We start from the raw sequence: 22391 nt of genomic DNA, 5'->3' as shown, positions 1-22391 counted from the left end.
GTGCTCCCCCACGCCTTGCCAAGCGATTCCGAAAGACGTTTACCTACCGGAGACAACTCGCCCCTGGCCGCCGGCGCACCGCCGTCGACGCCCGCCGCCCGTGGGGACCGGCCGCGTCAGAGCCGTGGGTCGACGGGCTCCGACTCGAGTGCGAGGACCGCGAAGACGCACTCGTGGATGCGCCAGAGCGGCTCGCCGCGGGCGGCGCGCTCGAGCGACTCCAGGCCGAGGGCGTACTCGCGGAGGGCCAGCGACCGCTTGTGACCGAGGTTGCGGTCACGGAGGCGCTCGAAGTTGGCCGGCTCGGTGTAGTCGGGACCGTAGATCAGGCGCAGGTACTCCTGCCCGCGCACCTTCAGTCCCGGCTGCGCGAGTCCCTTCGCCGTCCGCGTCAGGTTGGCGGCCGGCTTGACCACCATGCCTTCGCCACCGGCACCCGTGAGCTCTTGCCACCAAGAGATCCCGGCGTCCCAGTTGTCGGCGTCGACGAACAGCCGCCGGGTCGGCGTGATCAGTTCCGCCCCTGCCGCAACCATCCGGTCCGCGATCCCGAGATGCCAGGCGTGCGGCCTTTCGTGGTACGTCGCGCCCTCTGCCGCCAGCACCTGGAACGGCGCGATCCGGACCCCGTCCAGCCCATCCGTCGGCCAGCAGTACCGCCGGTACGCCTCCGTGAACTTCGCGGCGTTCGCAGTACGGCGTTCCGTCGCGACCAGCAGCCCACCCACGTCGAGACCGGCCGCGACGGCCGACCGCAGCGCCTCAGTGGCCGCTGGCAACGACGTACGCGCGGCCGCGCCGACGGCGGCGTACTGGTTGCGCAGCAGGTCCTCGGCCTTCGCGCTCCACGGCAGCAGTTCCGCGTCGAGCAGCAGCCACGACGTGTCCAGCTCCGCGAAGACGCCGGCCTCCTCGGCGACGGCGCGAAGGCGGAGCAGCAGCTCGTCGGTCAGCGCCGCGTCGAAGAAGGACCGCCCGGTGCGGGTGTGGATCGCGCCGCGACCAGCGAGGCCGAAGCGCTTCTCGGCCACATCGTCGTCCCGGGTCAGCAGGACGACGGCGCGCGAGCCCATGTGCTTCTCCTCGCACACCAACTCGGTCACGCCCTGCGCCCGATACGTCTCGAAGGCCTGTCGCGGGTGCTCCAGCAAACCTGGTTCCGGCGAGGTCGCGACCGGGCTCATCGTCGGTGGCAGGTACAGCAGGAAGCGCGGGTCGATCGCGAACCGGCTCATCACCTCCAGCGCCGCACCGGCCTGCTCGGCCCGGATGCTGAGCCGTCCGTGGGTCGAGGTCTCGATCACCCGGCGACCGGTGACGTCGGTCAGCTCGAGTACGTCGGGCTCGCGCGCCGGTGCGGTTGCCACATGCAACGGCTTCGCGGGCGCGTAGTACTCCTGGGCGGCCTGGACCGCGACCAGCTCGCGCTCCGGGTAGCGCAGCGCGGTGAGTGCGCCGCCGAACACGCAGCCCGTGTCGAGGCAGATCGTGTTGTTGATCCACTCCGGTTCGGGGGTCGGGGTGTGGCCGTAGACGACCGTCGCGCGGCCGCGGTACTCGTTCGCCCACGGAAAGCGAACCGGGAGGCCGAACTCGTCGGTCTCGCCGGTCGTTTCGCCGTACAGGCAGAAGGATCGGACGCGGCCGGACGCGCGGCCGTGCATCCGCTCGACCAGGCCGGCGTGCGAGACCACCAGCTTGCCGCTGTCGAAGACGTAGTGCGAGATCAGGCCGTCGATGAAACGCTCCACGGCGTCGCGGAACTCGGGCGGCTCCGCGGCGAGTTGCTCCAAGGTGGTTTCGAGACCGTGGCTGATCTTCACGTTGCGGCCTCTGAGTGCCTTGAGCAACTTGTCCTCATGGTTGCCGGGGACACAGAAAGCGTGGCCGTTGGCAACCATTCCCATGACGAGGCGGAGCACGCCGGGCGTGTCCGGGCCGCGGTCGACCAGATCACCGACGAACACGGCCCGACGGTCCGGGTGTACGGCGTCGATCGGGCGGCCGGCGTCGTCGCGGGTGAGCGTGTAGCCGAGGTCGGTGAGCAGCCGCTCGAGCTCGGACCGGCAGCCGTGCACGTCGCCGACGATGTCGAACGGACCGGTCTGATCGGTCAGGTCGTTGAACAGCTTCGTGCGTTCGATGCTGACGGCATCGATCTCGTCGACGGAGGTCAGCACGTGAACGGTCCGGAAGCCTTCACGTTTGAGGCTCCGCAGCCCGCGCTTCAGCTGCGACCGCTGCCGGGCGATCACCTTCGTCCCGAACTGCCGATCGGCTCGCTGCTCGTTGCGCTCGACACACACCCGCTCCGGCGGGTCCAGCACGATCGCCACAGGCAGGACGTCGTGCTCCCGCGCGAGGTTCACCAACTCCTTCCGCGCCTCCGGCTGCACATTGGTCGCGTCGATCACCGTCAACCGTCCCGCGGCCAGGCGCTTCCCGGCGATGAAGTTCAGGACGTCGAACGCGTCTTTGGTGGCCGCCTGATCATTCTCGTCATCAGAAACCAGCCCTCGGCAGAAGTCGCTCGAAATCACCTCGGTGCCCAGAAAATGCCGCCGGGCGAACGTCGACTTCCCCGACCCACTGGCCCCCACCAGAACCACCAGACAGAGCGCTGGTACGTCGATGGTCGTCATCGAGCGCTCACCTCCTCACGCAGGCGAAAGAGGGCGAGCTGAGTCGGTGAGCCTACGTCCGAGTCGTCGGGGCCGACTGGACGGAACTCCACGGTGTAGCCGTGCACGTTCGCGACACCGGTAGCCCAGGTTTGGAACTCCGCGCGGGTCCACTCGAAGCGGTGGTCGGGGTGGCGGTAGCGGCCTGCTGGGAGGGCGGGGTAGCGGATGTTGTATTCGCTGTTGGGGGTGGTGACGATGACGGCTCCGGGGTGCGCGGTGTGGAAGACGGAGTGGGCGAGGGCGGGCAGGCGGGGCGGGTCGACGTGCTCGATGACCTCCATCAGAACAACGGCATCCAGGCCGGCCAACCGCTCGTCGGCGTACGTCACCGACGACTGCAGGAAACGGAGACGTTCGCGTTGACGGTCCGGGAGGTCGTTGTAGTGAAGGCGTCGTTCGGCGGTGGTAAGGGCACGGGCGGACACGTCCGTCGCGATCAGTTCGCCGATCATCGGGTCCTTCAGAAGTTCGCCGACGAGCGCGCCCTCACCGCAGCCCAGGTCGGCGATGCGCCGGGCCCCGAGCTCCCGCAGTACGCCGGCAACCGCCGTACGACGCTCGACCGCGAGTGAGACCGAGCCTTCGTCGGAGGCCTCTTCGACGAGTTCCACACCGTCGGCCTCGGCCAGCCGCTCCAAGGCGTCGTCGGCGAGGTAGCGGCGGTGGGCCAGGTAGCGGTGGGAGATCAGATCCTTCTCGGGGTGCGCGCCGAGCCAACCCTCGCCGGCGCGGACCAGTTTGTCGACCTCGTCCGAGCCGACCCAGTAGTGCTTGGCGTCGTCCAGCACGGGCAGCATCACGTACAGGTGATTGAGTGCGTCGGCCAGCCGCAGTACGCCGCTCAGCCGCAGGTCGACGTACCGCGACGAACCCCACGCCGGGATCTCGGGATCGAGTTGCACCGGGCGGGCGTCGACGGTCCAGCCGAGCGGGCCGAACAGGCGCTCGGCCAGCTCGGCGCCGCCGCTGCACGGGAGCGCCGGGACATGGACATCGAGTGGGATCGGGCGGGCCGCCAGTTCGGGACGGGCGTCGCAGCGGCCGTTCATCGCGGTCCGGAACAGCTTGCCGATCGCAACGGCCAGCAGGCTGGAGGCTGCGTACGGGCGGTCGTTCACGTACTGCCCGAGGGTGAATCCTTCCGCTGCCTTGCCGCGCCCGGACCGGACCAGGGCGATCGGGTCGATCTCGAGCAGGACGGCCGCCGTACAGCGTTGGTTCGTCGCCTCGGGATAGAAGACGTGCGCCGAACCGCCGGTGACCTCGATCGCCTGCGGTCGCGCCGGGTTCTTGTGCAGCAGGAACCCGAAATCGCTCGCGGGAGCGTCAATTCCGGCCAGGTCGGTGCCAAACGTCAGGAACACCGCTGTATTCGATCACGCAACGCGTCCAGAACGACATTCAATTCGCCGGGTTTGTCAGGAGTTTCAGGCGTCGAACGCGTCGAGGAACGAGACACGCTGCGGGAGCTCTGGCGCATCAGGCCATTTTGGATCTAGCTTGTCTTGAGAAGAAGAGTCGCTACAGACCGTCCTTCCCCGCTGACAGTCGGTAATGTCCCCGGTTTGTGGCGAGCGCCCAGCCACGCCGACTATGGGGAAAGGACCATGGCAGCTCTCCCAGGCCACACCGGCCACGACGACCCGATAAGACCCGGCGAGGTCCGCCGGTGAAACCCCAGACATTCGAACTCGTGCGCTACACCGACATCAGCGGAGTCTCCGGGACCGGCGTCGTCGCCGAAGGTTGTGTCTTCACCGACGGCTCGGTCGCGCTCCGCTGGCACGGCGCCAATCCGTCCACGGCCGTCTGGCCGGACCTCGACTCCATCCTCGCCGTCCACGGCCACGACGGCGCGACCGTCGTCCGCTGGCTCGACGTCTCCGAGATGGAGCCCGTCCCCGGCACCGACCTGCTCCCCGGCGAGGTGGCCCACATCCTGGCCACCGGCCGGCACACCCATCACCGCCCATCGGTGGTGGTCGCCTCGGCCTAGCCGGTCACGCTTGGCCTGTGACCGCCGTACCCTACGGGGTGAGGCCGGTCAGGGCGAAGAACTCCTGGCGGGAGCTCTGGTTGTCGCGGAGGATGCCCTGCAGCGACGACGTGACCGTCCGGGAGCCCACTGCGCGGACGCCGCGCAACGACATGCACTGGTGCTCGGCCTCGATCACCACGCCGACGCCCTTCGGGTCGAGGTGGTCCTGGAGCCAGTCTGCGACCTGCTTGGTCAGCCGCTCCTGCACCTGGAGGTCGCGGGCGAACAACTCGACCACGCGGGCCAGCTTCGACAGCCCGAGGATCCGCTGGCCCGGCAGGTACCCGACGTGGGCGACACCCTGGAACGGCAGCAGGTGGTGCTCACACAGCGACTGCACCGGGATGTCCTTGGCCAGAACGAGTTCGTCGTACCCCTCGTCGTTCGGGAACGTGGTCAGCTCGAACTCGCGGGGCGTGAGCATCTCCGCGTACGCATGCGCGACCCGGCGCGGGGTGTCCGCGAGATGTGCGCTGTGGGGGTCCCGTCCGAGCGCGGTCAGCAGATCCGCGACAGCGCGCTGGGCGGCGGGAAGATCGATCTCCGCGCGGCCGGCGACGATGTGAAGGGGGACGGACTCGAGGTCGGCCGAGATCGCCATCTGCACACTCCCTGAGAGTTCAACGAACTGCCATCATAGCTGTTACATCAACCAATGTTGTCGATAGAATCATTCCGTGGACACTTCCTGGGACGCGCGCGTGCAGGCGGTCGCCGCTCTGGAGGAACCGACCCGGCGCCGCCTCTACGAGTACGTCGTCGGCCGGCCGGAGCCGGTGAGCCGTGACGACGCGGCCAATGCGCTGGGTCTCCCGCGGACGACCGCGGCGTTCCACCTGGACAAGCTGACCGAAGAAGGCTTGCTCGCGACGTGCTACGAGCGCCGGACCGGCCGCACCGGCCCCGGCGCCGGACGGCCCGCGAAGCTCTACCACCGCTCCGACCGCGAGATCGAGATCTCCCTGCCCGAACGCCAGTACGCCGTCGCGGGTCGCCTGCTGGCCGCCGCGGTCGAAGACGCCGAGACGACCGGCAGCTCCCCGCGCGACGCGGTCAACCGCCGGGCCCGCGAGTACGGCGAGGCCCTCGGCCGCGCGGCGGGCGGCGCTCCCCTGACCGAGATCCTGGCCGCGCACGGCTTCGAGCCCCGCCCGGACAAGGACGGCATCGCGCTGGCGAACTGCCCGTTCCAGCGCATCGCCCGGGAGCAGCCTCAGCTGGTCTGCGGCATGAACCTGCATCTTCTCGCGGGCCTCGTCAGCACCCTCGACATCCCCTACGAAGCCCGCCTCGTCCCGACCCCCGGCCACTGCTGCGTCCGGCTCGTCCCGGCCGGACTAAGCTCAGCTGGTGGCTAAGGGCAAGCAGAGTCAGGGGACGCCGGCGACGGTGGCGTTGACGAAGGCGAAGGTCGCGTTCACGACGCATGCGTACGAACACGACGCGGCGGCGAAGTCCTACGGGCTGGAGGCAGCCGAGGCGTTGGGGCTCGCGCCGGAGCAGGTGTTCAAGACGTTGCTGGTCGAGGTCGACGGCAAGCTCGCGGTCGGCGTGGTACCGGTGGACAAGCAGCTCGACCTGAAGGCAATCGCGGCCGCGGCCGGTGGGAAGAAGGCGGTGATGGCCGACCCGGCCGTCGCCGAACGCACCACCGGGTACGTCGTCGGCGGCATCAGCCCGATCGGCCAGAAGCGCACCCTGCCCACAGTCGTCGACAGCACCGCCACCGACCACCCGACGGTCTACGTCTCCGGCGGCCGCCGCGGCCTCGACATCGGCCTGTCCCCCGCCGACCTGATCACCGTCACCAACGCCCGCACCGCACCCATCGCCCGCTGACCACTCCCTTACGTCCGAAGATGCGAGGGCTATCGGCCACACATCTTCGGACGCAACGAGGTGGGTCAGCCGGTGATGCTGGGGGTGCCGGTTTCTAGGTGGCCGGTTAGGCGGCGGCGGTACGACGTGTCGTCGGTCGTGGTGACCTCGACGTCGTACCAGCCGTGGTCGGTCGGCCAGGACAGCGAGCGGGTCTGCTTGCCGCGCAGCTCGATCGTCACCGTCTTGCTGCCGTACCCGAGGGCGTTCACCTTGACGGTCAGCGGCTTGCGCGAGGTGTTCACCAACTCCAGTTCCAGCGAGTCATCGTGCCGATCGGCGCGGACGTCGAGTCCGGCGGCCGCGCCGTCGACCGAGCCGGCCAGCTCGACCCAGAACCGGTTCGGCCCCTGCACGGCCACCTCGAACGGGCCGTCCACCGGGATCTTCTCGACCTGCGACCGCTTGACGTCGACATGCGCCGGCGCCGGCAGTTCACCGCCGTACGGATAGATCGCGAAGTGTGCGGGCTCGGCGCCCTCGTTGCCGAGGGCCAACATCAACTTGCCATCGGCAACCAGGCCGGAAGCCGACGGCTGGTAAGGGATCGCACGGGCCGGACGGCGGCCGGGCTCCTGCTGCGGCACCACCTGGTCGGCCGGCGGCGTCGGCTTCCAGCGCGCGATCGGCGCCGGCACCGGGCCGGGCTTGTCGACCGACGGCTGCCGATAGGAGCGGTCGAAGTCGAACGCCGTGGTGAGGTCGCCACACGCGGTCCGTCGCCAGCTGCTGATGTTCGGCTCCCGTACGCCGGTCCACAGCTCGAGGAAGCGGATCACCGAGGTGTGGTCGAACACCTGCGAGTCGACGTGCCCACCGACCGACCACGGCGACACCACCGTCATCGGTACTCGCGGGCCGAGCCCGATCGGCTGACCGGCGTACCAGTCGTCGCCCTCACCCCCGGCAGGCCGCGGCGCGACCGGCGGCGGGACGTGGTCGAAGTACCCGTCGTTCTCGTCGAAGTTGATCAGCAGCACGGTCTTCGACCAGGTCTCCGGGTCGGACGCGATCGCGTCGAGCAGGTCGTAGACGAGGTTCGCGCTGCCTACCGGCGTGGACGATCCGGGGTGCTCGGAGTCGATCGCGGATGGCACCAGCCAGCTGACCTGCGGCAGCGTCCCGGCCTTGATGTCGGCCCGGAGCCGCGGGATCAACGACTCCGGCTCGGACCGGTACAGCGCCTTGCGGAACAGCTTCTGGTCTTTGATCGGCAGCTTCTCGACCGCCGTGTCCAGCTCCTTCAACGCAGTGGCCCGCGCATCCAGCGACTTCGCGAAGAGCTTGTCGTAGAACTCCTCGGTGGTCCGGTAACCACCCGGCACTCCTGCCAGGATCCGGTGCCCGAGCTCCTTGAAAGTCTTGAAGTACTCGACCGCGTTGTCGGTGAAGTTGTCCCACTCCTGGTAGATCTGCCAGGAGACACCGGCCTTCTCCAGCCGTTCCGGGTACGACGTCCAGTCGTAGCCGGCGTGGTCGTAGGAGTACGCCGCGTTCGTGACCGCGCGCTGCGTCGTACCGGGCTCGTAGCCGGTGGTGCCGGACCACAGGTAGTTGCGGTTCGGATTCGTCGAGCCGTTGACAGAGCAGTGGTACGCGTCGCAGATCGTGAAGGTCTCGGCGAGCTCGTACTGCAACGGGATGTCGCGGCGCTCGTAGTGGGTCATCGTGGCCGACGTCTTGGCCTGGACCCAGTTGTCGTGCCAGCCGTTGGCCCAGGCCTGGGTGGCGTCGCTGTAACCGTGGGCCAGCGCGCCCAGGTACTGGATGTCGTCGGGGTTGCGGCCCGCGTCTGCGGCGGCTTTGCGGACCGAGAACGGCAGCACCTCGCCGCCACCGGTCACCGGCTGGTGGAACACGCTCTTGCCGTCGCGCAATCGCAGTGGCTGCCGGTCGCCGTACCCGCGGACTCCGCGGAGCGTCCCGTAGTAGTGGTCGAACGAGCGGTTCTCCTGCATCAGCACGATGACGTGCTCGATCGCGCGCAGACCACCGCGCCGTACAGGTTGAGCCATCGCGGTGTGCAGCGAGGGTGGGAGCAGCGAGACCGCCGCCCCACCCACCGCCGAACCGAGCACCAGGCGCCGGGAGATCTCACTCATGGTCGAGACCCTAGGGTCGCCCTGTAGCCGCTGCGAGACCTCCAGATGAACAGCTAGCCCCTCCGCGCGAGCACCGCATCCCTCAATGTCGAGAGGACTGTTTCAGTGGTTTCCCAGCCCATGCAGGCGTCGGTGATCGACTGCCCGTAGGTCAGTTCGCGGGTCGGGTCGAGGTCTTGCCGGCCCTCTTGGAGGAACGACTCCAGCATCACGCCGACGATCGCGCGGTTGCCCGCCGCGACCTGCGCGCCGATCTCCTCGGCCACCACCGGCTGCCGGCGGTGGTCCTTGCGGCTGTTGCCGTGGCTCGCGTCGATGACCACCCGCTCCGGCAGACGGGCCTTGCGGAGGAGTTCCTGCGCACCCGCGACGGAGTCCGCGTCGTAGTTCGGTCCACTGTCCGATCCGCGCAGTACCAGGTGGCAGTCCGGGTTGCCGCGGGTGTGCAGGATGGCCGGCGCGCCGTCGTGGTCGATGCCGGTGAAGACGTGCGGTACGGCGGCGGCCTTGATCGCGTCGACCGCCGTAGCGATCGAGCCGTCGGGGCGGTTCTTCATCCCGATCGGCATCGACAGGCCGGACGACAACTGGCGGTGCACCTGGCTCTCGACGGTCCGCGCGCCGATCGCACCCCATCCGACGGTGTCGGCGATGTACTGCGGCGTGATCGGGTCGAGGAACTCACAGCCGACCGGGAGGCCGAGCTCGAGCACCTGCACGAGCAGCTGACGAGCGGTCCGCAGACCACGGTTCACGTCGCCGGAGCCGTCCAGGCCCGGGTCGTTGATCAGACCCTTCCAGCCCAGGGTCGAGCGCGGCTTCTCGAAGTACACGCGCATGACCACGAGCAGACCGTCGGAGAGTCGCTCGGCGACCGGCCGGAGGCGTTCGGCGTACTCGTGGGCCGCCTTCGCGTCGTGCACCGAGCACGGACCGACGACGACCAGCAGGCGGTCGTCGACGCCGTTCAGTACGTCGGCGACCGCCTGGCGACCGTCGACCACGGTCCGGACCAGGGCGTCGCTCAGCGGCAGTTCGTCGTGCAGGGCCTGCGGCGTGATCAGCGGGACGGTCTTCTCGATCCGTCGATCGACGACCGCCGCCTGATCGGCCTGCTGCGGGAGGGTGTTCATGAGTGGGGACCTTTCCGCCGGATGACCGCGGAAGGTCGCAGGCAGCCGGCTGGGAACGAGAAAAGGCAAGGACGGATGTCCTTGCCTTCGGGCCGGCTCTGGTGTCTGCGGTTGGGCGTCAGCGATCGGCTGAGTCGCCCGGCACCAAGGCCGGCCACTCAAAAAATCGCCAATAGCTGCGCTTCACGTGACAGAGGCTACCACTGCCGGAAACTCCGTGGCGTCCGCTCCTCGGTCATGGTTGTCTCGTCCGGTGACCATCCGTGCCGCGCGCCAGGACGAGCTGGAGCTCCTGCGCACCCTGGAGTCCGCCGCCGGCGTGCTCTTCCGCAGCATCGGGATGACGGACATTGCCGAGCACCCGCCGCCACCGCTCCAGCTCTTCGAGCAGGCCCGTCAGGCCGGCCGCCTCTGGGTGACGGTCGACGCCGACGATCACCCGACCGGCTTCGTCCTCGTCACGCTGGTGGACGGCGCGGCCCACATCGAGCAGATCAGCGTCCACCCGGATCACCAGGGTCAGGGACTCGGCCGCCGGATGATCGGCCACGTCGACGCCTGGGCCGCGGAGCAGGGGCTGCCGGCCCTGACCCTCAGCACATTCCGCAGCGTGCCGTGGAACGGTCCGTACTACGCCCGCCTCGGCTTCCAGGAGCTGTCGCCGCAGAAGCTGACCTCCGGACTGACCGACCTGCTGGCGGCGGAGACGGCGTTCGGACTCGACCCCGCCGAGCGGATCTTCATGCGTCGTTCGGTCGCCGGTCAGTAACCACGAGCGGTGTGGACTCGTTGAGGGCTGCAAGACGGGTCGAGACAACGGGGAGTGCAGCAGGTGGTGAGGCCGCGGACCTTCGAGCTGGTGCGGTACCGGGATCCAAGTGGGGTGTCAGGCACGGGTGTGGTCGCCGAGGGCTGTGAGTTCACCGACGGCTCGGTGGCGCTGCGCTGGCGGGGTGACAACCCCGCGACGGCGGTCTGGCCGGACCTCGACTCGGTCCTCGCGGTGCACGGCCACCAGGGTGCGACCGAGGTCCGCTGGATCGGGTCGCCGGCCGAGCCGGCCGGCATCGACGACCTCTTCGACGAGCTCCATCAGGTTCGGCCACCGGCCGCGCTGAGCGATCCGGTCCAGCCCAGCCACGCCCGGGGATGGGCAGGCGCCCGCCATCTCAGGTAGAACATGCCCGTGACGCAGATCTACCTGGTCCGGCACGGTGAGCCGGACTACGCGCCGATCGATTCCCGGGGCTGGCCCGGGATGGCGGCCGACTCCGCCCCGCTCACCGCCCTCGGCGTCAAGCAGGCCGAGGAGCTCGCCGACCTGCTCAGCGGCATCCAGGCGACGTACCTGGTCAGCTCCCCGTTCACCCGGGCACTGCACAGCGCCGCGATCATCGGTCACCGGCTGGCTCTCGGCGTCCGGGTCGACTACGACCTGCGCGACTGGCTCCCGGACCATACCGGGTCCTGGCGCGGGGTGGCCGACGTACGGGCGGCCCACGCCGAGTTGGAGGCGTACGACGGCGAGTGGCCGGAAGGCCTCCAGCGGCCCTGGGAGCCACTCTCCCGGGTCCGGGAGCGAGCCCGGGCGGCACTGGCCCGTCACACGGCCAGCACGGACGGACCGGTGCTCGCGATCACGCACGCGATGGTGATCCGTGCGCTGACCGGCGAGACGGGTACGCCGTACGGCGGGCACGAGTACTACCGGTACGACCCGGCCGACGACGGCCCGCTCTGAACTTGCTTGAAGCAACCGAGTGACCCATGTCACACCTGGTGATGACGTGAACACCGGCTCCGCGTGAAAACCCCTGATCACGGCCCGCGACGGCGTCGCGCGGCCACTTCGCGATAACAAATGGACCGAAGTTCGAGACAACGAGGGTTGAACTCGGTGTGAGTTGAGCATAGTTTTCACCGAGCGCCCGTCCGCGCTCACGGTGAGTCAAGGAGGTTGCCATGTCGAGAGGGATGCCTCGCCTACCCCGCCCGCTCATGGATCTGTGGGACTGGCAGTCGCAGGCCGCGTGCCGCGATGTCAACCCAGAGCTGTTCTTCTCGCCCGAATCGGAGCGTGGCGTCCGCAAACGAGCCCGCGAGATGGTGGCCAAGTCGCTCTGCGGCACCTGCCCGGTCCAGCCCGAATGCCGTCAGCACGCGCTCTCCGTCGGGGAGCCGTACGGCGTCTGGGGCGGCACCACGGAGTCCGAACGCGACAACACCCTCCTGCCCGAACACCGAAAGTCCGCGTAACCCGCGGGGAGCTGCTTCTCCACCACCCACAGCCGCAGATCGTCCGGCCCGGTAAGGCCTGCGCGAAAGCTCAGGCCTTACCGTCGTCGGGCTCTGCTGTGGTCTCCTCCGGCGCGGCCGGCGGCTTCTTGTCCTTGGGTCTCTTCTTGTCCTCGGGCTTGTCCTGCTTCGGCGGCTCGGGCGGCTTGGTGTCCTCCGGCGGCTTCACCGTCGTCCGCGGGTCCCGGTAGCGATCCAGTGACTTGAGGAAGTCCGGATCGTCATCGGGCGCGACCGGGCGCAGGCCCGGCTTCGACGGCCGGACGCCGGCGTCGCGACGGCCGCTCGCGGTGCGCGACATGAGCAGCCAGACGATCGGCCCGACGAACGGGACGAACACGATCAGGACGATCCACACCAGCTTGGGCAGATGCGGCACGTCCTCATCGGGTGTCTGGATGCAGGAGAACAGCGCGTAGACGCTGAGCACCAGGCTGATCAGGAACGGCAGAAATCGGACCACGGTCCAACAGTACGGCGCTTCGGGCAACACGCCCGCGCCACGACGGCCAAGTCGCTAACCCGTAACCAGCCGGATCCCGAAGCTCAACTGGCCGAGGCGGTCAGCCCCCGCGCGCGCAGCACCGAGTTCTCCAGCGGCCGGAACACCAGCAGCTCGATGCCGACCCCGACCACGAAGATCAGCAGGATGCCGGCGAACACCGTCGAGATGTCCGACAGCGACATCCCGTTGTGCAGGAACTGCCCCAGGCCTTCGCCGAGCTCGGGCGAGGTCGCGATCAGCTCGGCCGCCATCAGCGACCGCCACGAGAACGCCCAGCCCTGCTTGAGTCCGCCGAGGAACCCGGGCAACGCGGCCGGCAGCAGGATGTACCGGATCCCGCCCCACCGACCGGCGCCGAGCGCCTTGCCGACCCGCGGCAGGATCGGCGGCACCTGGTCCAGCCCGGACACCAGCCCGTTCGCGATCGACGGCACCGCACCCAGCAGCACGACCCAGTAGATCGCCCGGTCGTTCAACCCGAACCACAGGATCGCCGCCGGCACCCAGGCCACGGACGGCAGGCTCTGCAACCCGGAGACGAGTGGCCCGATCCCCCGCCGTACGACGGTGATGTTGGCGATCGCCAGCCCGAGCGGTACCGCGATCAGCAGCGAGAGCGCGAAGCCGATCACGGCCCGGTGCACCGACACCCAGAACAACTCGACGATCTTGCCGGTCGTCACCAGCTGCCAGATCTGACTCCAGACGTCAGCCGGCGCGGGCAGCTTGAACTCGGGCCAGAACGCGGCCGCCCACAACACCTGCCACACCACGACCATCACCACGATCGCACCCACCGGCGGCAGCACCCGGGCGGCGATCCGCCGTGCGCGCGAGCCCTCGGGCGCGTTGACCGGCGTGTCCAGCGCGTCCAGACCGGCTTCGACCGATCCCGCTTCCAGAAGCTCAGGCTGCGGCATGGCTACTGATCACCTTGCGCAGCGCGGCATTGATCTCGTCGACCGAGTCAGCCTCGGGCAGCTTGCCGGCGTCCCATTCGCGGACGACGCGACCCGGCCGCGACGACAGCAGGACGACGCGCTGACCGAGCCGGACGGCCTCGCGGACGTCGTGCGTCACGAACAGGATCGCCGTACCGGTCGCACGCCAGATCCGCAGCAGCTCGCCCTGCAGGACGTCGCGCGTGATCGCGTCGAGCGCCGAGAACGGCTCGTCCATGAGCAGCAGCGACGGCTTGCCCGCGCCGCTACCGGTGTTGTCCGTCGTCGAGGCCAGAGCGCGCGCCAACGCGACGCGCTGCCGCATGCCACCTGACAGCTCATGCGGCCGCTTGTCACCCAGTCCGGCCAGCCTGACCAGCTCCAGCAGTTCGGCGGCCTTCGCGCGCCGCTGCGACTTCGGTACGCCGGCCATCCGCAGCGGGAGCTCGACGTTCCCGGCTGCCGTCAGCCAAGGCATCAGCGCGGCTTCCTGGAACACGACAGCCGGCCGCGACGAGTTGAGTTCGATCCGCCCGCTGGTCGGCTGGTCCAGGCCGGCGACCAGGTTGAGCAACGTGGTCTTCCCGCAGCCCGAGGCGCCGAGCAGGCAGACGAACTCACCCGCCCCGACCTCGAGATCGACGCCGTCCAGCGCCACGACCGCCTTCCGGCCGGTCCCGAACGCCTTGCCGACCTGGTGGAACCGCACCGGACTGATCACGCTGTCCGACACGGTCTGATCGAGCTCGACTATCGCGGTCATGGGGCCTCCCTCGGATACTGCGTGAACTACTTGCTGTCCAGGCCGGCGGCGTCGACGGCCGGCTTGCCTGCCTTGCTCAGTACGTCGTTCAGAGGGCCGAGGTCGGCGAACCCGGCGACGGCCGGTGCCGTCTTGGCGATACCCGCGGTGACCTGGTCCTTGGCCAGCTGCGGGAACGTGGAGGCGATCGGGTCCGCGGTGATCTCGATGTGCTCGAACGCCCGGTCGATGACGGCCGGCTTCAGTGCCTTGCCGGTCGCCTCCTTCAACTGGTCGTTCACCACGGTCTTGGCGGCCGCCTTGTCGGTGTTCGCGAAGTCGATCGAGGCGACCAGGCCGGTGAGCAGCGCCTTCACCGTCTCCGGGTGCTCCTGCAGGAACTGGGTCCGGACGATCAGCACGGTGGTCGGGAACTTGCCGTCCGGCCACAGCGACGCCTCGTCCAGCAGCACCTTCGCGCCGGCGTCGAGGACGAGCCGCGACGACCAGGGCTCGGGCAGCCAGGCGGCGTCGATGTCACCCTTCTTGAAGGCGTCCAGGGTCTGGGCGTTCTCCAGGTTGGTCACCTTGACCTTGCCGGTCAGGTTCTTCTCGGCCAGCCACTTCTTCAGCGAGACGTCCTGGGTGTTGCCGAGCTGCGGGGTGACGACGGTCTTGCCGACCAGGTCCTCCGGCTTGGTGATCGTCGACCGGACCACGAGCTGTGCGCCGCCGGACGTCGTACCGGCGATCAGGCGGACCGCCTCGCCGTTGGACTTCGCGTAGGCGTTGATCGCGGGACCCGAGCCGATGAAGGACGCGTCCAGCGAGCCGCCGAGCAGCGCGCCGACGGCCTCCGGGCCGGCGTTGAACTTGGTCGGCACGAGCTTGGTGCTGCCGAGCTCCTTGGTGAACAGGCCCTTGCCCACGCCGACCAGCGCGGCGGCGTGGGTGACGTTCGGGAAGTAGCCGAGCCGGAGCTCGGTGGCCGGGCCCTTGTCGGACGAGGCGGCCGGGGCGGCGTCGCGGTCGGCCCGCGAGCAACCGGCGGCGGCGACGAGCAGGGCCAGGGCAGCCGCGGAGGCGGCGAACAGGCGACGGCGGGCAGGACGAATGCTGGGAATGCTCACAGGAAGACCTTTGATTGTGCGGGCGGCGGAGAATCACCGCGGGCGGGCGTGGTTCAGAGCGGGCTGGAACGGCAGCGGGCTGAGGACGGCGCCGAAGGTCAACAGGTCGCGGAGGCGACGCGGAGCAGGTCGACGTGCCGACGGCGGGTGAGCGCGTCGGCGGGCCGGTTGGCGGTGACCTGCATGAGTCCATGAAAGCGGACAAAGTCGAGTAACATGCTCAGGTTTCGCGATGTGAGACGACAAATCGCGAAGTGAGACAAACGATCAATTTCGATCACCCACGGCCGGATCTGGTCACAGTGTTGAAAGCGAGCCGCCCGGCTGCCTACGGTCCTCGAGGTGCCTAGCCCATCCCGAGGAGCCGCCTGATGCCAGATCTGCCGGACGGTTGGACGCCTGGTGGTCCGCTGACCGCCCGATCCCTCAAGACCGAGTACGCCGTCCGGCCGCTGGGGACCGGGGTGACCAGGCCCCGGCTGAGCTGGATCGCCACGGCTCCCGGGTACGGCGCGACCCAGACGGCGTACCAGATCCTCGTCGCCACCGCGCCGGAGCTGTTGACACCGGAGGATGCTGACGTCTGGGACTCGGGCAAGGTGAGCTCGGCGCGGACCTTCGGCGTCGAGCACGAGGGCCTGGTGGCGCCGCGCACCCGCTACCACTGGACGGTGCGCCTGTGGGACGGACTCGACCGGGCCGGCGAGTGGGCCGCGCCCGAGTGGTTCGAGACCGCTCTCCTCGACGAGGGGTTCGCCGCCGCGCGCTGGATCGGTGGCGAGGTGGACAGCGCTCCGCTCCTGCGCCGGGGCTTTGCGGTCGACGGGACCGTACGCCGAGCGCGGCTGTATGCGAGCGGCCTCGGGTACGCCGACCTCCGGCTCAACGGCCAAGCAGTGAGTGACTCGGTCCTCGACCCTGGCTTCACCGCCTACGACCACACCGTCCTGTACGTGACCCACGACGTCACCGACCTCCTGCAGTCCGGTGACAACGTGGTCGGCGCGGAGCTCGGCCGTGGGTTCTTCGGTCTGACCAGCCCGAACGTCTGGCGCTGGCACCAGACACCATGGACCGCCGAGCCACGCCTGATCGCCCGTTTGGTGATCGAGTACGACGACGGCCGGACAGCCGAGGTGGTCACAGACGAGTCGTGGCGCATCACCGGCGGCCCGACCCTCTCCGACTCCCTCTACACGGGCGAGACGTACGACGCCCGCCGCGCACTGCCCGGCTGGGACGCGCCCGGCTTCGACGACTCGACCTGGTCGACCGCCACGCAGGTGGATGCACCGAAGGGACAGGTACGAGCCCAGGAGCACGAGCCGATCCGTGTCATCGAGACCGTCCCCCCGACGGACGTGACCGAGACCCGGCCCGGTGTGTGGATCGTCGACTTCGGCCGGACCACGGCCGGCTGGACCAAGCTCCGGGTCACCGCCGACGCCGGCGCCACCATCAGCCTCACCCATGGCGAGACGGTGGCCGATGGCAACGTGGTGGCGGTCAACGGGCACGTCGAGGGCGACCGCATCCAGCGTGACGAATACATTGCCGCCGGCAACGGCGTCGAGGAGTGGGAACCGCGCTTCTCCTACAAGGGCTTCCGCTACGTCCAGGTCGAGGGCGTCACCGAGCGTCCCGACGTGCTGATGCGGGTCGTCCACTCCGACGTGCGCCCGGTGACCCGGTTCACCTCGACCCAGCCGTCGTACGAGCAGTTCGACCGGGCGATGCGCCGGACGATCCTGAGCAATCTGCATGGGATCCCGACCGATACGCCGTTCTTCGAGAAGAACGGGTGGACGGGTGACGCGCAGGTGGGCGGGCCGACGATGCTGGCCACGCTCGACCTGGCGCGGTTCTTCACCAAGTGGCTCGGCGACATCCGGGACAGCCAGGCGGAGTCCGGGCAGTTGCCGGTGATCGTCCCGTCCAGCGGCTGGGGATTCACCGACCTCTCCCCCGCGACCGAGTGGCCGACGGTCTATCCGTTCCTGCTGCGCGAGCTGTACCGCTGGTACGGCGACGAGCGACTGCTGCGCGAGCACTGGGAGTCGCTCACCCGCTACCTCGCCTGGGAGCTCGACCGGGTCGAGGACGGCCTGTCCGTCAGCGTGCTCGGCGACTGGCTCCCGCCGGGCTACGGCAGCGGCCCGGCGCCGGAGGACCGGCGGCTCACGGGTACGGCGTACCTGTACCGGGCCGTGGTCGCGGCCGCCGAGATCGGCGACATCATTGGCCAGCCCAACGACTATCGCAAAGCGGCGGCCGAGCTCGCCGACGGCTTGAACCGCGCGTTCCTGGATCGTGAGGCCGGGCGCTACCGCTCGGCCGACGATCCGGACTACCGGCAGACGTCCAACGCCGTTCCATTGGCGTTCGGCATCGTGCCCGACGAACTGGTCGAGCGGGTCGCAGCCAACCTGGCCGGCGACGTCGAGGCACGCGGCTTCCATCTCAACACCGGCTGCCTCGGTGTCGGCGTACTGCTGCCGGTGCTCACCGCGCACGGGTACAGCGACGCGGCGACGAAGGTCGCGTTGCAGCGGACGTACCCGAGCTGGGGCTACTGGTTCGAGCTCGGCGCGGACACGATGTGGGAGAAGTGGGAGGACGACTCGCGGTCGCGGAACCACTACTTCCAGGGCACGGTCGTGGAGTGGATCTTCGAGAACGTGGCGGGCCTCCGCAACGTCGACGCTGGCTGGGAGCGGATCGTGGTCCGGCCGGACGCGCGCGGCGAAGTGGACTCCGCGAGCATCCGGACCGAGACGATCCGCGGCCGGGTGTCGGTGGTGTGGAAGAAGACGAGCCGGGTGCTGTCGCTGGACGTGCAGGTCCCGGTCGGTACGACGGCCGAGGTCCACGTACCGTCCGCGGCCGCGTCGGACGTCACCGCCGTACCGGCTCCGCTGGCGGGCGAGGCGTCGTACCACGACGGGTTCACGATCTACACGGTGCCGGCCGGGCAGTGGAGCTTCACGAGCCGGTCGGCGTGACCTTGGTGTAGAGAAGGTCGCGGCACGCGCGGCCCTCGGCCTGGGCGCGGGACTCGAACTTGGTGACCGGCCGCCATTCGGGTCGCGGGGCCCAGCCGTCGTACTGGTTGCGCAAGGCCGGCTCGGCCTCGCAAACGTCGCGCATCTGCTCCGCGTAGTCCGCCCAGTCGGTTGCCAGATGCAACGTCCCGCCGGGCTGCAACCGGGACGCCACCAGCCGCACGAACGGCGGCGTGACCAGCCGGCGCTTGTGGTGCCGCTTCTTCGGCCACGGGTCCGGGAAGTAGATCCGTACGCCGGCCAGCCCGCCGGGAGCCACGTGGTCGCGGAGGAAGTCGAGCGCGTCGCCGTGCAGCAGCCGGACGTTGTCGAGGTCGTACTTCTCCATCCACAGCATCAGCTGGCCGAGGCCGGCCGGATACACCTCGGCGGCCAGGTGGTTGACCTCCGGCGCCGCGACCGCGAGCTGGGCGGTCGCGTCGCCCATTCCCGTCCCGATCTCCAGCACGGTCGGCGCGTCACGCCCGAACCACTCGGCCAGATCGACCGCTCCCGGCGGCAGGTCCTCGAGCTTGTGGCCCAGCTCGGACCAGCGTGTCTCCCACACGCGCCGCTGCCCAGCCGTCATCCGCACACTCCGCCGGACGTGGCTGAACACACCTTCCTGCCTGACCTGATCCACCGCATCCACCAGCACGAGTCTAGGAAACCCGGGAAACGTACCGAAGAACGGGTAGTAGTCCCCGCCGGCAGGTCCTGCGCGAGGTGGCCAGGCGGGCTTGGGGCGGGTGGGGTCGACCACTACCCGTTCCTCGGTACCACTCAGTCGTCCCAGAAGAGGCGGGCGACGGTGTTGTGGGCGTGGCGGGTCAGGCGGAGGTAGTCGTCGGAGAAACGGCTGGATTCGCCGGGTGGGTAGCCGCAGATCTGGGCGACCGCGGCCAGGTCGCGGGGGTCGCGCGGAAGGGAGTCGCTGGGGCGCGCGCGGACCAGCATGATCGCGTTGCGGATGCGAGAGGCCATCGTCCACGCGGCCCGCAGCGTGTTCGCCTCGGCCGGTTCCACCAGGCCGGCCTCGACGGCCGCGTCCAGTGCACCGAGCGTGCGCGTCGTCCGAAGGCCGGGGATCCGGTGCGCCTCGCGGAGCTGGAGGAGCTGGACCGTCCATTCGATGTCGGCGAGACCGCCGCGACCGAGCTTGGTGTGGGTGCTCGGGTCCGCGCCGCGCGGCAGACGTTCGGCGTCCACGCGCGCCTTGATGCGGCGGATCTCCATCACGTCGCGCTCACTGACCCCGTTCGCCGGATAGCGCAGCGGGTCGATCAGCTCCCGGAACGACTGGCACAGATCGGCGTCACCACACAGCGGATCGGCGCGCAGCAACGCCTGCGCCTCCCACACCGCGGACCAGCGCGCGTAGTAGGACGCGTACGACGCCAACGTCCGGACCAACGCGCCCTGCCGGCCCTCGGGACGCAGATCGGCATCGACCGCGACGGCCGGGTCCGCGCCCGGCAAGGCCAGCAACCGGCGGAACTCCGTCGCCGCCTGGGTGGCGAAGTCGGTCGCCGCCTTCTCGTCCGCACCCGGCTTCGGGTCGTGGACGAACATCACGTCCGCGTCGCTGCCGTACCCGAGCTCGTGCCCGCCGAACCGGCCCATCGCGACGATCGCCATCCGGGTCGGCTCGGGCTCACCCTCTGCAATCATGCGCTGTGCGACAGCCCGCCGCGCGACGTCCAGGGCGGTGGTCAGCGTCCCGACCGAGATCACGGTCAGCGCCTCCCCGACCGCCTCGATGTCGAGCAGCCCGGACAGATCCGCCGCGGCCACCCGGAACAGCTCGCGCCGCCGGACCGCCCGGATCGCGGCCACCGCGGCCTCGGGCTCGTCCTGCCGGCGGGCGGCGGCGGACATCTCGCTCAGCAGGGCTTCCTGCGTCCGTGGCACGAGTTCGCGTTCGTCGGCGAGCATCGCGGTCGCTTCGGGCGCGCGCTGCAACAGGTCCACGGCATACCGGCCGCTCGCGAGCAGGTGGGCGAGCCGCTCGGCCGACGCGCCCTCGTCGCGAAGCTGGCGTAGGTACCACGGCGTGGACCCGAGCGCGTCGGAGATGGTCCGGAACGCAAGCAGCCCCGCGTCGGGATCCGGCGACTCCGCGAACCACCCGAGCATCGCGGGCAGCAACGCCTTCTGGATCGACGATCGCCTCGACACACCCTCGGACAGGGCCTCGATGTGCCGCAGCGCCGAGGCGGGGTCGGCGTACCCGAGCGCGGTCAGGCGCTGCTTGGCGGCCTCCGGGGTCAACCGCACCTCGCCGCCGGGGATCCGGGCGACGGCCGCGAGCAGGGGCCGGTAGAACAGCTTCTCGTGCAGCCGTCGTACCTCGAGCGCGTGCTTCTTCCAGGCGGCGGTCAGATCGCCGACCGGGTTCTTCGTGAAGCCGAGCGAACGGCCGAGCCGCCGCAGGTCGGCTTCGTCGTCCGGCACCTGATGTGTACGACGCAACCGGTACAGCTGGATGCGATGCTCCATCGACCGGAGGAAGCGATACGCGTCGGCGAGGACGGCGCCGTCCGTGCGGCCGACGTACCCGGTCTTGGTGAGCGCCTCCAGCGCGACGAGCGTCGTACCGCTGCGGACCGCGTCGTCGCTACGGCCGTGGACGAGCTGCAGGAGTTGTACGGCGAACTCCACGTCTCGCAGACCGCCGGGGCCGAGCTTGAGCTGGCGATCGACGTCGGCCGCGGGGAGGTGGTCGACGACCCGACGCCGCATCGCCTGGACGTCGTCGACGAACCCCTCGCGATCGGCCGCCGACCACACCAGCTTCGCGGTCTTCTCGGCGTACTGCTGACCGAGCTTGGCGTCGCCCGCGACCGGACGAGCTTTGAGCAGGGCCTGGAACTCCCAGGTCTTGGCCCAGCGCTGGTAGTACGCGAGGTGGCTGTCGAGGGTGCGAACGAGCGGGCCGGCCTTGCCTTCCGGGCGCAGCGCGGCGTCGACCGGCCAGAGCGTGCCCTCGCCGGTGTGGGCCGAGCAGATCCGCATCGCGGCGGCGGCCAACTGGGTCGCGGTCTTCAGCGCGGGCGCCTCCGGCTCACCGTCGAGCGGCTCGGCGACGAACAGGACGTCGACGTCACTGACGTAGTTGAGTTCGCGGCCGCCACACTTGCCCATGGCAATGATCGCGAGCCGGCAGTCGGCCGCGCCGGGGTGCGCGGCGAAGTACTCGTTGCGGGCGATGTGCAGGGCGGTCTCGAGCGCTCCCCCGGCCAGGTCGGCCAGTACGGCGGCCACCTCGTCGACCAGCAGACCCTCGGCGAGGTCACGTGCGGCCAACCTCAGCAGCAACCGCCGATACTCGATGCGCAAGGCATCGACCGGGTTGTCGGCGTCGACAGCGGTCGCAAGCTTGGCCGCGACGTCCTCGACCGACGGGCGCGCGCCGGCCAGCGCGGGATCGGCCAGGTCGTACCAGTGCCGCGGATGTACGCCGAGATGCCGCCCGAGAGCCTCGCTCGCGCCCAGGACGTACACCAGCCGACGCCGGAAGCCGTCGTCCATCTCGAGCGTGCGCGTGAAGGCGGCGACGTCGTACTGATGCCGCTGCAGCGCCTCGACCATGCCGCACAGCCCGTGCAGCGCGAGGTCCGGATCCGCCGACTCCGAGAGAGTGGTGATCAGCTGCTCGGTGGCCATCGGGCTACGGGTGTCCAGCGCGTCCAGTTGCTCCAGCATCACCCCGGCCCGGTGCGGATCCCCGAAGCCCAGCCGGGCCAGCCGTCCTTCCCACGAACCCCTCCGAGCCTCAGCCACCTCTGCAGGCTACCCAAGCGCACCCACCCGCCAACCCCCGGGCGTCAGCTCTACCAGGCCCCTCACATCTGCCGCGCGGGCTCCCGCGTGACACAATCTCGATGAGCGCGCGACCTGAT

Annotated in this window: 20 protein-coding genes; 8 read left to right on the top strand and 12 right to left on the bottom strand. The window is 69.7% G+C overall.

Annotated elements, in window-relative coordinates:
* Positions 1-116 precede the first annotated feature (116 nt).
* The gene (locus tag OG555_RS28215) at positions 117-2642 is read right to left on the bottom strand and encodes a polynucleotide kinase-phosphatase (RefSeq protein ID WP_329475566.1); all 2526 of its coding nucleotides are present in this window, start codon (positions 2640-2642) and stop codon (positions 117-119) included.
* On the bottom strand, positions 2639-4048 hold the full coding sequence (locus OG555_RS28210) for a 3' terminal RNA ribose 2'-O-methyltransferase Hen1 (RefSeq protein WP_329475565.1): 1410 nt from the start codon (positions 4046-4048) through the stop codon (positions 2639-2641). Before OG555_RS28210 ends, OG555_RS28215 begins: the two co-directional genes overlap by 4 nt.
* Before the next feature lie 305 nt (positions 4049-4353).
* Between OG555_RS28210 and OG555_RS28205 the strand changes: the two genes are divergently transcribed.
* Positions 4354-4680: a hypothetical protein gene (locus tag OG555_RS28205; RefSeq protein WP_329475564.1), complete on the top strand. Its 327-nt coding sequence runs from the start codon at positions 4354-4356 to the stop codon at positions 4678-4680.
* Between the two features lie 31 nt (positions 4681-4711).
* On the opposite strand, the gene folE is transcribed toward OG555_RS28205, so the two are convergent.
* Positions 4712-5323, bottom strand: coding sequence for a GTP cyclohydrolase I FolE (gene folE / locus OG555_RS28200; protein ID WP_329475563.1), 612 nt, complete (start codon positions 5321-5323; stop codon positions 4712-4714).
* Positions 5324-5399: 76 nt separating this feature from the next.
* Between folE and OG555_RS28195 the strand changes: the two genes are divergently transcribed.
* Entirely contained in the window at positions 5400-6080 is a 681-nt protein-coding gene (locus OG555_RS28195) for a helix-turn-helix transcriptional regulator (protein WP_329475562.1), read from the top strand.
* Positions 6073-6561: a Cys-tRNA(Pro) deacylase gene (gene ybaK / locus OG555_RS28190; protein WP_329475561.1), complete on the top strand. Its 489-nt coding sequence runs from the start codon at positions 6073-6075 to the stop codon at positions 6559-6561. The genes OG555_RS28195 and ybaK overlap by 8 nt, the downstream gene beginning before the upstream one ends.
* Positions 6562-6626: 65 nt before the next feature.
* On the opposite strand, the gene OG555_RS28185 is transcribed toward ybaK, so the two are convergent.
* A complete protein-coding gene (locus tag OG555_RS28185) occupies positions 6627-8702 on the bottom strand; it encodes a phosphocholine-specific phospholipase C (protein ID WP_329475560.1) in 2076 nt (691 codons plus the stop codon).
* A gap of 53 nt (positions 8703-8755) precedes the next feature.
* Entirely contained in the window at positions 8756-9835 is a 1080-nt protein-coding gene (locus OG555_RS28180; RefSeq protein ID WP_329475559.1) for a 3-deoxy-7-phosphoheptulonate synthase, read from the bottom strand.
* A 253-nt stretch (positions 9836-10088) separates the two neighbouring features.
* On the opposite strand from OG555_RS28180, the gene OG555_RS28175 reads away from it, so the two are divergent.
* The 4 genes from OG555_RS28175 to OG555_RS28160 all read left to right on the top strand — a co-directional run bounded on the left by OG555_RS28175 (position 10089) and on the right by OG555_RS28160 (position 12091).
* Positions 10089-10604, top strand: coding sequence for a GNAT family N-acetyltransferase (locus OG555_RS28175; RefSeq protein ID WP_329475558.1), 516 nt, complete (start codon positions 10089-10091; stop codon positions 10602-10604).
* A 66-nt stretch (positions 10605-10670) separates the two neighbouring features.
* Complete coding sequence (locus OG555_RS28170) at positions 10671-11012, top strand: hypothetical protein (protein WP_442914540.1); 342 nt, start codon at positions 10671-10673, stop codon at positions 11010-11012.
* A gap of 9 nt (positions 11013-11021) precedes the next feature.
* On the top strand, positions 11022-11576 hold the full coding sequence (locus OG555_RS28165) for a histidine phosphatase family protein (protein WP_329475556.1): 555 nt from the start codon (positions 11022-11024) through the stop codon (positions 11574-11576).
* Between the two features lie 221 nt (positions 11577-11797).
* Positions 11798-12091, top strand: a complete 294-nt coding sequence (locus tag OG555_RS28160; protein WP_131350551.1) for a WhiB family transcriptional regulator — start codon at positions 11798-11800, stop codon at positions 12089-12091.
* Between the two features lie 70 nt (positions 12092-12161).
* On the opposite strand, the gene OG555_RS28155 is transcribed toward OG555_RS28160, so the two are convergent.
* The 5 genes from OG555_RS28155 to OG555_RS42975 form a co-directional block, all read right to left on the bottom strand.
* On the bottom strand, positions 12162-12593 hold the full coding sequence (locus OG555_RS28155; protein WP_329475555.1) for a PLD nuclease N-terminal domain-containing protein: 432 nt from the start codon (positions 12591-12593) through the stop codon (positions 12162-12164).
* Positions 12594-12676: 83 nt separating this feature from the next.
* Positions 12677-13555 carry an ABC transporter permease gene (locus OG555_RS28150; protein WP_329475554.1) on the bottom strand — a complete coding sequence of 293 codons (879 nt, stop codon included), beginning with the start codon at positions 13553-13555 and terminating at the stop codon, positions 12677-12679.
* The gene (locus OG555_RS28145; protein WP_329475553.1) at positions 13542-14339 is read right to left on the bottom strand and encodes an ABC transporter ATP-binding protein; all 798 of its coding nucleotides are present in this window, start codon (positions 14337-14339) and stop codon (positions 13542-13544) included. The genes OG555_RS28150 and OG555_RS28145 overlap by 14 nt, the downstream gene beginning before the upstream one ends.
* Before the next feature lie 26 nt (positions 14340-14365).
* Positions 14366-15448: an ABC transporter substrate-binding protein gene (locus OG555_RS28140; protein ID WP_329475552.1), complete on the bottom strand. Its 1083-nt coding sequence runs from the start codon at positions 15446-15448 to the stop codon at positions 14366-14368.
* Between the two features lie 98 nt (positions 15449-15546).
* Positions 15547-15633, bottom strand: a complete 87-nt coding sequence (locus OG555_RS42975) for a putative leader peptide (protein ID WP_363818422.1) — start codon at positions 15631-15633, stop codon at positions 15547-15549.
* 186 nt (positions 15634-15819) lie between these two features.
* Here OG555_RS42975 and OG555_RS28135 point away from each other — a divergent pair, with 186 nt between their 5' ends.
* On the top strand, positions 15820-18450 hold the full coding sequence (locus OG555_RS28135) for a family 78 glycoside hydrolase catalytic domain (RefSeq protein WP_329475551.1): 2631 nt from the start codon (positions 15820-15822) through the stop codon (positions 18448-18450).
* Here OG555_RS28135 and trmB read toward each other — a convergent pair.
* Entirely contained in the window at positions 18431-19141 is a 711-nt protein-coding gene (gene trmB, locus OG555_RS28130) for a tRNA (guanosine(46)-N7)-methyltransferase TrmB (protein WP_329475550.1), read from the bottom strand. The two genes, OG555_RS28135 and trmB, sit on opposite strands and share 20 nt — an antisense overlap.
* 131 nt (positions 19142-19272) lie before the next feature.
* Complete coding sequence (locus OG555_RS28125; protein WP_329475549.1) at positions 19273-22272, bottom strand: bifunctional [glutamine synthetase] adenylyltransferase/[glutamine synthetase]-adenylyl-L-tyrosine phosphorylase; 3000 nt, start codon at positions 22270-22272, stop codon at positions 19273-19275.
* Between the last annotated feature and the right edge of the window lie 119 nt (positions 22273-22391).

Origin of the sequence: Kribbella sp. NBC_01484 (assembly GCF_036227145.1) — a bacterium.
In the GTDB taxonomy this organism is placed as follows: domain Bacteria; phylum Actinomycetota; class Actinomycetes; order Propionibacteriales; family Kribbellaceae; genus Kribbella.
The sequence above is the reverse complement of the archived record's forward strand: the minus strand, read 5'-3'. Positions and strand labels throughout refer to the sequence as shown.